The sequence below is a fragment of the Achromobacter ruhlandii genome (genome assembly GCF_902859695.1).
GTDB classification, from domain to species: Bacteria; Pseudomonadota; Gammaproteobacteria; order Burkholderiales; family Burkholderiaceae_B; genus Achromobacter; species Achromobacter ruhlandii.
This window is the reverse complement of sequence record NZ_CADIJL010000013.1, coordinates 95,341-109,966: the sequence shown is the minus strand read 5'-3', so window position 1 is coordinate 109,966 and position 14,626 is coordinate 95,341. Positions and strand designations below refer to the sequence as shown.

Below are 14,626 nucleotides of genomic sequence, written 5' to 3'. Positions count from 1 at the left end.
GCAGCCATCACGCCCGGGTTTGTTTATGAAAATGGAAACCATTATCATGCATGCCTCTGTCGATTGTGCGTCATGTCCTTGCGTCCGTCCCGTCCCTCCGGCTTCCTGGCCTATTACGAAGAGCTGCTCGCGGTCTGGACCCGCAAGCTGGGCTGCCGCGACGCCGCGCGCGACCTGGCCCACGACGCGCTGGTGAAGTGCCTGGAAACCGACCCGGCGCAGGTGGCGCAGCCGCGCGCCTATCTGCACCAGGCCGCGCGCAACGCGGCCGTCGATCAGTTCCGCCGCGACGGCGGGCAGGAATGGGTGCCGCTTGATACCATTGCCGACCACGCCAGCCCCTTGGGCGACCCGATGGCCCAGGCGCGCACCGGCCAGCTGGGCCAGGCGCTGGAAGCGGCGCTGGCGGAACTGCCGCTCAAGTGCCGCCAGGTGTTCGTCTGGCAGCGGCTGGAAGGCCTGACGCAGGCCGAGATCGCCGAACGCATGGGATTGAGCAAGAACATGGTCGAGAAATACATGATCCGTACCGCGCTGCATCTGCGCGAGCGGCTGGGGGCGTATGCGCCCCACTGACGCCGCATCGCCCGGGCAGGCCGGCGGCGAGGCCGGCGCCATTCGCGCCGAGGCGGCGCGCTGGTTCGCGCGCGCCCATTCCGGCGAGTGGGACGCCGCGCAGGAACAGGCGCGCGCCGACTGGCTGGCGGCCGATCCGCGCCACGCCTATGAGTACCGCCTGCTGGAATCGATCTGGCAGGCCGCGGACGCCGTCGCGCCCGAGCGCCTGCGCGCCCTGGCCGAAGCGCCGGGCCGCGCGTCCCATTCCGGACGGCGAGCCGCGCTGGCCTTGAGCCTGGGCGCCGCGATCCTCGCCGTCGGCGGCTGGGCGCTGTGGCCGCGCGGCGCGGGCTGGACCGAATACCAGACACAGGTTGGCGAACTGCGCAGCGTGGCGCTGCCCGATGGTTCCCGCGCCGAATTGAATAGCAACAGCCATATCCGCGTGCGCTTTGACGATGTCGAGCGGCGCGTGCTGCTGGTGGCGGGCGAGGCGCTGTTCTCGGTCGAGAAGAACGCCGCCCGCCCGTTCGTGGTGGATGCCGGCTTGGGCACCGCCACCGTGACCGGCACGCGCTTCGACGTGCGCCGCGACGCGGACCAAGTGCGGGTGCTGGTGGAGTCGGGTTCGGTCAAGGTGGCCGGCGCGCACGACGCGGCGGCCTTGCCGGTCGCGGCCGGGCAGGGCGTGCGCATCGGCGCGGCCGGGCAGGCCGGAGGGGTCGAGCCCGCCGACGTGGCGGCGACGCTGGCCTGGCGCGGCGGCCAGATCCGCTTCAGCAATACCGACCTGGCCACGGCGGCGCGGGAAGTATCGCGGTACCGGCAGCACCCGATCGTGCTGGGAGCCGGGGTGGCGCATCTCACCGTGACCAGCGTGTTCCAGACCCGCGACACGGACGCCTTCCTGACGGCTTTGCCGCACATCCTGCCGGTGCAGGTGCGCCAGCTGGCCGACGGCCGCAGCGAGATTTCGGCGCGTTGATGCTGTTACAAAATAGTTCGGCCGGGCATTCAGGTTTTTTTGCCGTATTGCGTCTTCTTCTTGATTCCGTGGGGCATGGGGCCCATCGATGACGGATCAGGAGCAGAAGCTGTGGTTCACAAGAAAATGGGACAAGGCGCGCCGGTGGCCGCGCGCCTGACGATGGCCGCGATGGCGGCAGTGCTGGCGTTCGGTCCGGGGATGGCCGACGCGCAGGCGACGGCGCCCGTCGCCATCGACATGCCGGCGCAATCGCTCGACCAGGCGCTCAAGCGGCTGGCCGAAACGCACGGCCTGCAGATTTTCTATGCGCCCCAGACCGTGGCCGGCATGCAGGCGCCGGCGCTGTCCGGGTCCATGACGCCGCAACAGGCGCTGGCCGCGCTGCTGCAGGGCAAACCATTGCGGCTGCGGCAGGAAGGCTCGGCCACCCTCATCGAACCCGAGGCGGCCAGCGGCGGCGCCACCGTGATGGCGCCGATCGAGGTCAGCGCCTCGCGCACGGCCAGCAACCTGGTCAGCCCCGTGCAGCAGACCATCGTGCTGGAGCGCGACGCCTTGCAGGAACTGCGCACCGGCTCGGACAGCCTGGCCAGCGTGCTGGCCAAGACCGTGCCGGGGATGGCCGATTCCAGCCGCACCATGACCGACTATGGCCAGACGCTGCGCGGACGCGGCGTGCTGGTGCTGGTGGACGGCATTCCGCTGAACACCAACCGCGATTCGTCGCGCAATCTGGCCAACATCGACCCGGCCACCATCGAGCGCGTCGAAGTGCTGCGCGGCAGCAGCTCGATCTACGGCGCCGGGGCCACCGGCGGCATCGTCTCGATCACCACCCGGCCCGCCGGCGGCGAACCGGTGGCCGAAACCACCGTGACCGCCGTCAGCCCGCTGAGCCGGCTGAATTCGGACGGGCTGGGCGGCCAACTGCAGCAGCATTTCGCCGGCAGCCAGGGCATGCTGGACTACGCGCTGGACCTGGGCGCGCGCCACAACGGCGCCTCCTACGACGCGCGCGGCCGCCGCATCGCGCCCGAACCCAGCCAGGGCGATCTGTTCGACTCCAACATCTACAGCCTGGGCGGCAAGCTGGGCCTGCGGCTGGACGACAAGCAGCGCCTGCAGCTGTCGGCCAGCTACTACAACGCCGACCAGCATTCCGATTACACCTCGGATCCCTCGGTCGGCCGCCTGCCGCCGGGCACGGCGCGCGCGCTGCCGCTCGGCGGCCTGGACCTGGCCGACCAGAACCAGATCCGCAACACGCTGGTGAACCTCGAATACCAACACCTGGACCTGCTGGGCAGCAAGGTCACGGCGCAGATGTACTACCGCGACTACTACACGCGCTTCACGCCGTTCGACGCGCGCGCCGTGGTCACGCGCGGCGGCAACGTCGACCAGGTCATGCAGAACAGCAAGGTGTTCGGCAGCCGGCTGACGATCGACACGCCGCTGGGCGAGCAGTCGAAACTGCTGTGGGGCATGGACTTCAACCAGGAACGCAGCGACATGCCGATCGACGTGTTCGACGCGGCGGCCTACGACGCCAGCGGCGGCCGGGTGTTCCGCAAGACCGGCCGCCTGACCTACATGCCCGAGCTGACCTCGCGCAGCACCGGCATCTTCGGCCAGCTGGAGCACCGCTTCAACGAGCAATGGTCGGTGCAGGGCGGGGCGCGCTACGAGTACGCCACCGCCCGCTTCGGCGACTTCGTGCCGCTGTCGCAATCGCGCGTGGCGTCGCCAGCCTCGGTGCGGGGCGGCTCGGTCAGCTACGACGCCTTCCTGTTCAACGCCGGCCTGTCCTACGCGCCGATCCGCGGCCAGGAGCTGTACGCCAACTTCAGCCAGGGCTTCCAGTTGCCGGACATCGGCGTGCAGATGCGCAACGCGCGGCCGGGCTTCGACATCGGCTCGTCGGACCTGCAGCCGGTCAAGACCAACAACTACGAGCTGGGCTGGCGCGGCGGGGTGGGCAACACCACGGCGTCGCTGGCGCTGTTCTACACCACCTCCAAGCTGGGCGATGTGCAGAGCTTCAACAACGGCCTGATCCTGACCCGCACCGAGGAGCGCATCCACGGCATCGAGGCGACGGTGGACTACCTGACCGACGACGAGAAATGGGGCACGGGCGGCACGTTCACGTGGATGAAGGGACGCGAGCGGCCCGACAACGGCCAGTGGCGCGACATGACCGGCTACCGCATCCCGCCGCTCAAGCTCACCGCGTACCTGCAGTACCGGCCCAACGAGCGCTGGAGCAACCGCATCCAGGCCAATTACTTCGGGGCCAAGGACTACCGGCTGGATGGCGTCGAGAGTTTCGGCCGCCGCGACGTGGGCAGCTACTTCACGGTGGACCTGATGAGCCGCTACCAGGTCACGCCGAAGGACACGCTGATCGTTGGGATCGAGAACCTGTTCAACCGCGACTATTACCCGCTCTATAGCCAGTTGATGCGCACCAGCACCAATACCAGCCGCCTGCCGGCCCCGGGCACGGTGCTGACGCTGACGTACCAGCACCGCTGGTAGCGACCGGGAAGGGGCAAGGGGCAAGGGCCGTCGGCGTGTTTTAATACGCGTTTTACGAGCCCTTGAACCCTGACACGGTTCCCCTGCCTCATGTTGCGCCTGACCGAAATCATCCTGCCCCTGTCGACCTCCCAGGACGACATCGAAAACACCCTGCGCGCCGCGGCCTGTAGCCGCCTGGGGATCGCCCCCGAGGCCCTGCTCGCGCTGACCATCTTCCGCCGCAGCTATGACGCGCGCAAGCGCAGCGCCATCACGCTGACTTATTCCGTGGATGTCGAGGTGGCCGACGAGGCCGCCGTGCTCAAGCGCGTCGCCGGCCTGCGCACGGTGATGCCGACGCCGCCCATGGAATACCAGTACGTCGGCCACGCGCCGGCCGATCTGCCCGAGAGCCGTCGCCCCGTCGTGATCGGCTTCGGCCCCTGCGGCTTGTTCGCGGCGCTGATCCTGGCCCAGATGGGGTTCCGGCCCATCATCCTGGAGCGCGGCCGGGTGGTGCGCGAGCGCACCAAGGACACCTGGGGGCTGTGGCGCAAGAACATCCTGCAGCCGGAGTCGAACGTGCAGTTCGGCGAGGGCGGGGCGGGCACGTTCTCCGACGGCAAGCTCTCGACCCAGGTCAAGGACCCCAAGCACTACGGCCGCAAGGTGCTGCAGGAATTCGTCGCCGCCGATGCGCCGCCCGAGATCCTGTATGTCAGCAAGCCGCACATCGGCACTTTCCGCCTGGTCAAGATGATCGAGCAGATGCGCGCGCAGATCGCCGCGCTGGGCGGCGAGTTCCGCTTCGAGAGCCGCGTGGACGATATCGAGATCGAGGACGGCCGGGTGCGCGGCGTGCGCCTGGCGGGCGGGGAGTTCATTGCCGCCAGCCACGTGGTGCTGGCGGTGGGCCACAGCGCCCGCGACACCTTCCGCATGCTGCACAAGCGCGGGGTGTTCATGGAAGCCAAGCCGTTCTCGCTGGGGTTCCGCATCGAGCATCCGCAGTCGGTGATCGACCGCGCCCGCTTCGGTCCCAGCGCCGGCCATCCGGTGCTGGGCGCGGCCGACTACAAGCTGGTGCACCATGCCGGCAACGGCCGCGCGGTCTACAGCTTCTGCATGTGCCCGGGCGGCACCGTGGTGGCCGCCGCGTCGGAGCCCGGCGGCGTGGTCACCAACGGCATGAGCCAGTATTCGCGCAACGAGCGCAACGCCAATGCCGGCATCGTGGTCGGCATCGAGCCCAAGGACTTTCCCGGCATCGAGGACTCGCCGCTGGCGGGCATCGACTTCCAGCGCCATTGGGAAAAGCGCGCCTACGAACTGGGGGGCGGCGATTACAGCGCGCCGGCGCAGTTGGTGGGCGACTTCCTGGCGGGCCGGCCGTCGACCGCCCTGGGCAGCGTCACGCCGTCGTACAAGCCGGGCGTGACGCTCACCGACCTGTCGTCAAGCCTGCCGGACTACGCCATCGCCGCCATCCGCGAAGCCCTTCCGGCGTTCGAACGCCAGATCAAGGGCTTTTCCATGCACGACGCGGTGCTGACCGGCGTCGAGACGCGCACCTCGTCGCCGCTGCGCATTACGCGCCGCGACGATTTCCAGAGCATGAACACCCTCGGGCTGTTCCCGGCGGGCGAGGGCGCGGGCTACGCCGGCGGCATCATGTCGGCCGCCATCGACGGCATGAAAGTGGCCGAGGCGGTGGCGCTGCATCTGCTGGGCCGAGACGACATCACCGGCGGCAATCGGCGCGGTCCCAGCGACGATTATTGAGCTGACCGGGATGGCCTGGCCGGGCGCGGCGGCGAGGGGCAGGCGTCGCGGGCGCACGGTTATCCGGTCCGCGGGTCCCCGCTCACGCACAGCGCCACGGGCAGATCATGCAGCAGCTGGTCCAGTTCCCATGTCGCGGAGGGATGCCGGCGCGATGACAGCGGGTCCAGGAAGACGCCCCCCGCATCGTCCGGCAACAGCAGGCGGGTGCCGGCCCAATGGTCGCGCGCGGTCGCCGCGTCGCCCCGCGCATAGCCGGCGATCGCCGTGGCGCACAGGCGCGGCACGACGACCAGCAGGGCCTGGTCCTCGTGGCGCCGCAGGAATGCCAGGACGTGCGCGGCGCGCGGCCCTTGCGCCGCGACGGGTTGCAGCGTGCCCTCGCGCAGCAGCGCCGGATGGCGGGCGCGCACGGCCAGCGCGCGCTGGATCAGGGCCTGCTTGACCGCGCCGCTGTGCCAGGCGGCCGCGCTGGCGTCGATGGCGCCGGCGGCAGGCGCACCGTCCAGCAGCGCCGCGCGCCGGGCATAGTCCACCGGCCGGCGGTTGTCGGGATCGACCAGGCTGAAATCCCACAGGTCGGCGCCTTGGTACAGGTCCGGCACGCCGGGCAGCGTGTTGCGCAGCAGGGTCTGGGCCAGGCTGTTGACCAGTCCGGCTGGCGCCAGGCGCAGCGCGTAGCCGGCGATCTCGCGCAGCAGTGTCCTGCCGTCGGGCGTGGTCAGCAGCGCGTCGAGCGCCTGGCTGGCGGCGTCTTCGTAGCGCGGGTCGGGGGCGGTCCAGCGCGTGTGCAGCTTGGCTTCGCGCAGGGCCTTCAGTTGCCATTGCGCGACGCGCTCGATCCAGGCGGCGACGGCGTCCGGGCGGGCGTCGATGTCGTCGGGGGCCAGCTCCAGGGGCCAGGCGCCGACCAGCGTTTGCAGCAGCAGATAGCGGTCGGCGCGCGATGGCCGCTGCTCGGGGCCCGGCAGGCGTTCGATCCAGCCGCTGGCGGCGGCGATCCAGTCCTGCGGGATTTCGCTCAGCGCGGCGAGGCGGCAGCGGCTGTCTTCGCCGCGCTTGTGGTCATGGGTGGCGGTGGCCAGCAGCGCGTCGGGATGGCTGCGGCCGCGGGCGGCGCAAGCGGCCAGGAAGGCCGCGGGTTCCAGGCTGAAGCGCGCCGGGCTGGCGCCAACCTCGTTGCGCGACAACAGCGGGCCGTAACGGTAGAACAGCGTATCCTCGAGCGCCTTGGCGGCCAGCGGCGGGGTCAGTTGCTGGAAGTGGCGCAGCGCCCGGGCGCGCGCGTTGCGCAGGGCGTTGGCCGCGTCCGCCTCGCAAGGCTCGCCGGGCGAGCCATCCAGCCATTGGTCCAGCAGTGCCAGCAACTGGTCGTCGGGGCTGTCGGGCGCGGCCGCCAGCGCGGCGCGGGCGCCGGCCAGCGCGGTTTGCCAATGAATCCGGTCCGCCGCGCCGCGGCCGCCGTCTTCGGCATAGCTGCGATACACCGGAAACGCCGCCAGCAACGCTGTCAGCGCCCGGTCGATCGCCGGGGCCGCCCAGTCGCGCGTGCGCAGGTCCAGGCGCGCCACCCGGGTCAGCGCGCGCACCAGCACCAGCCGTTCCGAGGCGAAGTGGCGCGCCAGCATGAGTTCGCGCGCTGCGCTCAGTTGCGCCGCCGCGGGGCGGGGATCGCCGCTCAGGGTCTCCCAGAACCGTGTCAACGGGTCGCGCGCCGCCGACGCATGCAGCAATGCGCCGACCTGGTCCATGAAGTCGTATCCGGTGGTGCCGTCCGCCTGCCAGCGCGGATCGAGGCTTTCGTCGTCGGCCAGTATCTTTTCCACGATCAGGTAGGGGTCGACCGGCAGGCCGGCACGGGCGCGTTCCGGCGCCGCCCTTAGCAGGGCGCCGTGCAGCCGCTTCAGGTAGGCGCCCGGGCTGGCCAGGCCGTCGATGTGATCGATGCGCAGGCCGTCCAGCAGGCCTTCGCGATACAGGCGCAGCGGCAGGTCGTGCACGGCGTCGAACACCAGGTCGTCCTCGACCCGCACGCCGACCAGTTCATGGATCTCGAAGAAGCGGCGCCAGTTGATCTGGTCGGGCGCGGCGCGCCACCAGGCCAGGCGGTAGTGCTGGCGCTCCAGCAGATGGTGCAGGCGCCGCCGGCCGGCGGCCGAGTCGGCGGCATGCGCCGCGCAGGTGTGTGCGGGGTTTTGCGCGGGCGGCGGCGGCTCGGCCACCGGATAGCGTTGGCCGCCCACGTCGATGGCGTAGCCGTGCTGCGGGTCATGCGTCAGGACAATCATGCCGGCGTCGAGGCAGACGCCATAGGGTTCGGGCAGCACCGGCAGCAATACCTTGCCGCGCAGGGCGGGGTCGGGGGCGCGCCAGTCGATGTCGAAGCAGCGCGAATGCGTGCTGCGTTCGCCGCGCCGCAGCACGTCGGCCCACCAGGCGTTGGAGACATCGGCCGCCATGTGGTTGGGCACGATGTCAGCGATCAGGCCCAGTCGGTGGGCGCGGGCCGCTTGCGCCAGCCGCCGCAACGCCGCTTCGCCGCCCAGTTCCGGGCTGACCTGCCCGTGGTCGATGACGTCGTAGCCGTGGGTCGACCCGGCGCGGGCGCGCGTGATCGGCGACAGATACAGGTGGCTGACGCCGAGCGCGGCGAAGTAGCCGACCTGGGCGCGGGCATCGTCCAGGGTGAAGCCCGCGTGCAGTTGCAGGCGGGCGGTGGCGCGCGGCCGGGACGGCGCGGGCCCCGGGGGCGTGTCGATACCGTTCATGGCGTGCGTCCTCGCAGGGACCGCAGGAGCGCCAGCCGTTCGCGCACCTCGGGCGCGTCCAGGCAATCGGCGGCGGCCAGCGGCTGGCGTTGGCGCCAGTTGGGATGGCGGGCATCGCCGCCGGGCAGGTTGGGCTGATCGAGGGTGCCGGTGGCGTCTTCCAGCGGCACCAGGGTCAGGGGACATGGCGCCGCCGCCACGAAGGCCAGCAGCTTGGCCGCGGGCGCCTGCGCGGGGGCAGGCTCGGCGGGCTGGTGCGCATGCTCGCGCACCGCCTGCCACAGGCTGTCGCGATCGGCGTCGCGTTGCGCGCGCAGGTCGGACTCGCGCTGCGCCGGGCCCAGCAGATCCAGGCCGGCGCGCCAATCGATGTCGCGGCCCCGCCACCAGCCCTCGAGCGTGGGCAGGTCATGTGTCGTGGTCATGGCGGCGGCCTGGGCGGGCCAGTCGCCCGGCGGCATGAACGGGGCCGCCGGCTTTGCGCCGGGCGCCGCGCGCATGAACCACAGCACGTCCATGCCCAGCACGCCGTGGTCGCGCAGCGTGTCGTCAAAGCCGTCGGGCACCGTGCCCAGGTTTTCGCCGATCACCAGGGCCTGGTGGCGCCAGGCCTCCAGCGCCGTCAATCGCAGCAGCGTGCGCAACGGGTAGCGCAGATAGGCGCCATCGCCGGCCGCCGCGCCTTGCGGGATCAACCAAAGGCGCGCCATGCCGAGGATATGGTCGATGCGCAGGCCGCCGGTCTGGGCCAGGCTGGCGCGCAATAGCGCGATGAACGCGGCGTAGCCCGATTGATGCAGGGCTTGCGGCGACAGGGCGGTCAGGCCCCAGGCCTGGCCGCGCGGGTTGTGAATGTCGGGCGGCGCGCCCACGCCGGTGCGCCGCATCAGGTCGGCCTGGTGGCTCCAGGCGTGGCTGCCGGCGGGGCTGGCGCCGATCGCCAGGTCCGCCACCAGGCCCACCCGCATGCCGGCCCGCCGCGCCGCCTGTTGCGCCTGCGACAGGCTGACGGCGGCCAGCCACTGGCAGAACTGGTGGAACGCCAGCTCGCCAGCCTGCGCCTGGGCGAAGTCGCGGGCCTCGCGCGAGCGCGGGTCGCGCAGGCCGTCGGGCCAGGCGCTCCAGGCGCGCGGCGCGCCGGGCATGCGCGCCAGGTGTTCGTGCAAGGCCTCGAACAGCGCGTGGTCGTGAAGGTCCTGCCCGCCCGCCTCGCAGAAGCTCCGCAGCGCCTGGCGCTGGTCCGGCGTCGCGACCCGTTCGAAGTCGCGGTATAGCTCCCGCAGCAGCCGCTGGCGCGCATGGGCGGCTTGCGGCCAGTCGATCAGGTCGCGCGCGTCCAGCGTGCGCAACGCCTGCTGCGCCAGCGGCCCCATCCGCGCCAGCGCGGCCCGCACCTGGGCCTCGCCCAGCGCGGCGGCGGGATCGGCGTAGAGCACGTTCAGGAAGAGCCGGCTGGAAGGGGAATAGGGGCTGTACTGCTGGGGATCGGACGCGAACATGGCATGCACCGGGCTCATCGCCAGCACGTCGGCGCCGGCGGCGCCGGCGCTGACGGCCAGGTCGCGCAGCGCGCCGAAGTCGCCGAAGCCCTGGGTCGCGTGGACCAGGTCGGCGGCCGGGCGCCGCAGGCTGTAGACCTGGGCAGCCAGGCCCCAGGCGCGCGGCTGGGGCTCGCCCAGCAGATGGGACAGACTGGGCGCGCTGCTGGGCGCCACAGCCAGGGTCACGGTGCCGGTGGCCAGGGTCAGCGTGTAGTAGCCGGGAACCGTCGGCGCTTCCAGTTGCGGCACGCCGGCGGCATCGGCCGTGGTGTGTCCGGCCAGGGGCTTCGCGTGGGCGGCGCCGATTTCGTAATGACCCGCGCAGGCGGGGGGCAGGCGCAGCATGCCGCCGGCGGTGGTCACCATCATGGCGGGCAGTTGCGCGTCGCCGCGTGCCCGCGCCAGGCGTTCCTGGCTGGCGCGGATGTCGGCGTCGCTGTCCGCCGGCAGGTCCATCGCGCCCAGCAGGGCGCGCAGTGTCTCCGGCGCCACGGTGCGCGGCTGGCGATAGGCATCGGTCCAATGCTCGGCCAGGCCGGCGGCCAGGGCGAGGGCCGAGAGCGTCCCGCTCATGGCGCGTCCTCCAGCAGAACCACCACGCTGTCGGCGCAGGCGCTGCCGGCGCGCAGCGAGGCAAGCGCGCCGGGCAGGGACTCGAACAGCAGATCGGCGAAGTCGCCCGGTGGCGACAGCGTTGCCGGCAGCGGCTCGCGGTCGGCGCCCAGGTTGGCGTACAGCGTCAGCACGGCGCCGTCGCCCAGCCGCCAGCGCGCCATGACCGTGGCCGTCCCGAGCGCCAGCGCGCCCAGGCTCTCGGCCCCGCGCAGGCGCGGGGCGAGCGCGTGCTGGCGCAGGTGCAGCAGGGCGCGGTAATAGGTAAGCCAGTTCTTGCCGGCATCGCCGGTGTCGTCGTGCCAGGGCACGCTGCGCGCATAGGTATCGGGGGCGTTGGGATCGGGCAGGGCCGTGGCCGCATCGTGGGCGGCATAGGCCGGGAATTCACGTTGCCGGCCCTCGCGGACCGCCTGCGCCAGGGCCGGGTCGGCATGGCTGGTGAAGTACAGGAACGGCGCCTCGCTGCCGCATTCCTCGCCCATGAAGATCAGCGGAATCTGCGGTATCAGCAACTGCAATGCCACCGCCGCGCGCAGGCGCTCGGGCGAGGCCGCCAGGCGCGTCAGGCGTTCGCCCAGGGCGCGGTTGCCGGTCTGGTCGTGGTTCTGCAGGAACAGCACGAAGGCGCTGGGCGGCAGGTGGGCGCTGGGCTCGCCGCGCGGACGGCCGCCGCGGTAGGCCGAAGGCTGGCCCTGGTAGAGCCAGCCCTGTTCCAGGCACTGGGCCAGGGCCTGCGCCGGATAGCGCGAGTAGTCGGCGTAGTAGCCCTGCGATTCGCCGGTCAGCAGATGGTGCAGCACGTGATGCGCGTCGTCGTTCCATTGCGCGTCGTAGCCGGCTTGCAGCAGCGAGGCGCGGTTGTCGTCGTTTTCCAGGACCAGGTGCACGTGGCGCCCAGGCAACTGGCCGCGCACGTGGCGCGCCAGTTCCTCCAGCCATTCGTGGCCGACGATGGCGTGGACGGCATCCAGCCGCAGGCCATCGAAGCGGTATTCGCTGAGCCAGTACAGCGCGTTCTCCTCAAAAAAGCGGCGCACGGCGGGCTGGCGGAAATCGATCGCCGCGCCCCACGGCGTGGGCACATCGTCGCGGAAGAATGGCGCCGCGTAGCGCGGCAGGAAGTTGCCATCGGGGCCGAAGTGGTTGTAGACCACGTCCAGCATCACGCCCATGCCCAGGCCATGGGCGGTGTCGATCAGCGCCTTGAGTTCCTCGGGCGTGCCGTAGGCGGTGTCGGGCGCGTACGGCAGCACGCCGTCATAGCCCCAGTTGCGCGCGCCCGGAAAGTCGGCCAATGGCATCAGTTCGAGCAGCGTGACCCCCAGTTCGGCCAGGGCCGGCAGGCGCTGGCGGACGCCGGCGTAGCCGCCCGCCAGGCCGACGTGGATTTCATACAGCACGCTGTCTTCCCACGGGCGTCCGCGCCAGCCGGCATGCTGCCAGGCGTAGGCGTCGGGCCCGGTCACGACGCTGGCGTCATGCACGTCGCCGTCCTGCAGGCGCGAGGCCGGGTCCGGCACCATGGCGCCGTCGCCGAGGCGATAACGGTAGCGCGTGCCGGGACCGCAATCGACGTCAACCTGGGCGTAACCCTGCGCGTCGGGATGCAGCGCGATGGCGTCGCGGCCTTCGATCAGCAGGGCCAGGCCCGGCGCCGCGGACGGCGCCCACAGGCGGAAGCGCGTGCGGCCGTCGGGCAGCGGCAGCGCGCCGAAAGAAAAGGGTTCGGGCCAGGCCGTCATGCCGCCGGCTCCTGCATGGGGGCGGCGGCGAGCAGCACCAGGCTCTGCGCCGGCACCGTTACCTCGGCATCGTTGACGGGCGCCGCTGGCGTCGGGGCGGACGAATCGAGTTCGCGGATCCAGGCCAGGGCCGGCGCCGGCAGGGTGAACGCAAGCGCCTCGGCGCCGGGATTGAGCAGCAGCAGCGTGATGTCGGCGCTGCCGTCGTCGCGAAGGGCCGCGCGGCGCAGGGCCATGGCCCGCGCGCCGGCGTCCTCCCAGGAGGCGGGCTCGATGGGTTGGCCGTCGGGGTTGAACCAGCTGATGGCGGCGATGCCGGGGCGGACTTCGCGCGCCGCGTCGCCATACCGGGCGGCGCGCAGGGACGGGTGGCCGCGCCGCAGCGCCAGCGCCCGCGCCACCGCCTGGCTCAAGCCCCGGCCCTGGTCGCTCTGCGCCTCGGTCCAGTCCAGCCAGGACAGGGGCGAATCCTGGCAGTAGGCATTGTTGTTGCCGTCCTGGCTGTTGCCGAATTCGTCGCCCGCCAGCAGCATGGGCGTGCCATCCGACAGGCACAGCGTGGCGAGCAAGGCGCGCTGCACGCGGGCGCGCCGTTCCAGCACGGCTTCGTCCTCGGTCGGGCCTTCTTCGCCCCAATTGCTGCTGTAGTTCTCGGCGTGGCCGTCCTCGCCATTTTCGCCGTTGGCCTCGTTGTGGCGGCCGTTGTAGCTGACCACGTCGCGCACCGTGAAGCCGTCGTGCGAGGCGACGAAGTTGACGCTGGCCCACGGGCGGCGATGGCGCCGGTCGAACAGGTCGCGCGAGGCCGTCAGCCGCGCCGCCATGTCGCCCCGCTGGCCCTCGTCGCCGCGCCAGAAGCGGCGCACGGTGTCGCGATAGCGGTCGTTCCATTCGGCGAAGGCGGGCGGATGATTGCCCAGCTGGTAGCCGTCCGGGCCGATGTCCCAGGGTTCGGAAATGAGCTTGACCGCCGCCAGTTCCGGATCCTGCAGCACGGCATCGAAAAAACCGGAGCCGGGGTCGAAGCCGGTGCCTTCGCGCCCCAGCGTGACGCCCAGATCGAAGCGGAAACCGTCCACGCCATAGGAGCGCACCCAGTGGCGCAGCGAATCGGTGACCATCTGCAGCACGCGCGGATGCGACAGGTTGACCGTATTGCCGCAGCCGGTGTCGTTGATGTAGTGCCGCTCCTCGCCCGGGACCAGGCGGTAGTAGCTGGCGTTGTCCAGGCCGCGCCAGGACAGCGTCGGTCCCAGTTCGTTGCCTTCGCAGGTGTGGTTGTAGACCACGTCCAGGATGACTTCCAGGCCCGCCGCGTGCAGCCGGCGGATGGCCTGGCGCAGTTCGTTCGGGCCGTGCTGCAGGTACGAGGGCTCGGGCGCGAAGAACGACAGCGTGTTGTAGCCCCAATAGTTGCGCAGGCCGCGTTCCAGCAGGAAACGGTCCTGCAGGAAGGCGTGCACCGGCAGCAGCTCGACCGCGGTGACGCCCAGGCGCTGCAGGTGCTCGATGAAGCGCGGGTCGGCCAGCGCCGTGGCGGTGCCGCGCAACGGCTGGCGCAGGTCCTCGCGCTGCATCGAGACGCCGCGCAGGTGAACCTCGTAGATGACGCTGTCGGCCCAGGCGGTGCGCGGCGGCTTGCTGTTGCCCCAGTTGAATGGCAGGTCCTCGACCACCACGGCCTTGGGCATGGCCGGGGCGCTGTCGCGCCGGTCCAGGGACAGGTCGGCGCGGGCGTGGTTCAGGCGGTAGCCGAACAGCGCATCGCTCCAGTTGACCGGACCGGTGAGCTGGCGGGCGTAAGGGTCCAGCAACAGTTTGTGCGGGTTGAAGCGGTGGCCGTTGCGCGGGTCGTAGGGGCCATGCGCGCGCAGGCCGTAGACCAGGCCGGGCTGCGCATCGGGCAGGTAGCCATGCCAGATCTCGTCGGTGCATTCCGGCAGGTCGAAGCGGCGCAGTTCCTTGCGGCCGCGGGCGTCGAACAGGCAGACCTCGACGCGGGTGGCATTGGCCGAGAACACCGCGAAATTCACGCCCAGGCCGTCGCTGGTGGCGCCCAGGGGGTACGGCTGGCCTGCCGTCATGCGGGTCAACAAAGAAGGATCCATG

Annotated in this window: 8 protein-coding genes; 4 read left to right on the top strand and 4 right to left on the bottom strand. The window is 71.3% G+C overall.

All coding sequences use genetic code 11. From position 1 onward, the window contains the following. The first annotated feature begins 72 nt into the window (after positions 1-72). From HV742_RS17440 to HV742_RS17425, 4 genes are all read left to right on the top strand, one after another. Positions 73-576 (top strand): sigma-70 family RNA polymerase sigma factor, encoded by a 504-nt coding sequence (locus tag HV742_RS17440; RefSeq protein WP_144657361.1) that lies wholly within the window; start codon positions 73-75, stop codon positions 574-576. Then, positions 563-1,543 (top strand): FecR family protein, encoded by a 981-nt coding sequence (locus HV742_RS17435; RefSeq protein ID WP_175145986.1) that lies wholly within the window; start codon positions 563-565, stop codon positions 1,541-1,543. The genes HV742_RS17440 and HV742_RS17435 overlap by 14 nt, the downstream gene beginning before the upstream one ends. Before the next feature lie 162 nt (positions 1,544-1,705). Next, positions 1,706-4,087 carry a TonB-dependent receptor gene (locus HV742_RS17430; protein WP_254601163.1) on the top strand — a complete coding sequence of 794 codons (2,382 nt, stop codon included), beginning with the start codon at positions 1,706-1,708 and terminating at the stop codon, positions 4,085-4,087. Positions 4,088-4,177: 90 nt separating this feature from the next. Further along, positions 4,178-5,851: an NAD(P)/FAD-dependent oxidoreductase gene (locus tag HV742_RS17425; RefSeq protein ID WP_175145985.1), complete on the top strand. Its 1,674-nt coding sequence runs from the start codon at positions 4,178-4,180 to the stop codon at positions 5,849-5,851. A gap of 59 nt (positions 5,852-5,910) precedes the next feature. Here the strand turns inward: HV742_RS17425 and treY are convergent, their stop codons facing one another. The 4 genes from treY to glgX are packed head-to-tail and all read right to left on the bottom strand — an operon-like array spanning position 5,911 to position 14,625. After that, positions 5,911-8,619, bottom strand: a complete 2,709-nt coding sequence (treY, locus tag HV742_RS17420; protein WP_175145984.1) for a malto-oligosyltrehalose synthase — start codon at positions 8,617-8,619, stop codon at positions 5,911-5,913. Beyond that, entirely contained in the window at positions 8,616-10,733 is a 2,118-nt protein-coding gene (gene malQ, locus HV742_RS17415; RefSeq protein ID WP_175145983.1) for a 4-alpha-glucanotransferase, read from the bottom strand. The genes treY and malQ overlap by 4 nt, the downstream gene beginning before the upstream one ends. Next, positions 10,730-12,517, bottom strand: a complete 1,788-nt coding sequence (gene treZ, locus HV742_RS17410; protein WP_175145982.1) for a malto-oligosyltrehalose trehalohydrolase — start codon at positions 12,515-12,517, stop codon at positions 10,730-10,732. Before treZ ends, malQ begins: the two co-directional genes overlap by 4 nt. Beyond that, positions 12,514-14,625 (bottom strand): glycogen debranching protein GlgX, encoded by a 2,112-nt coding sequence (gene glgX, locus HV742_RS17405; RefSeq protein WP_059270456.1) that lies wholly within the window; start codon positions 14,623-14,625, stop codon positions 12,514-12,516. Before glgX ends, treZ begins: the two co-directional genes overlap by 4 nt. Position 14,626: the final 1 nt, after the last annotated feature.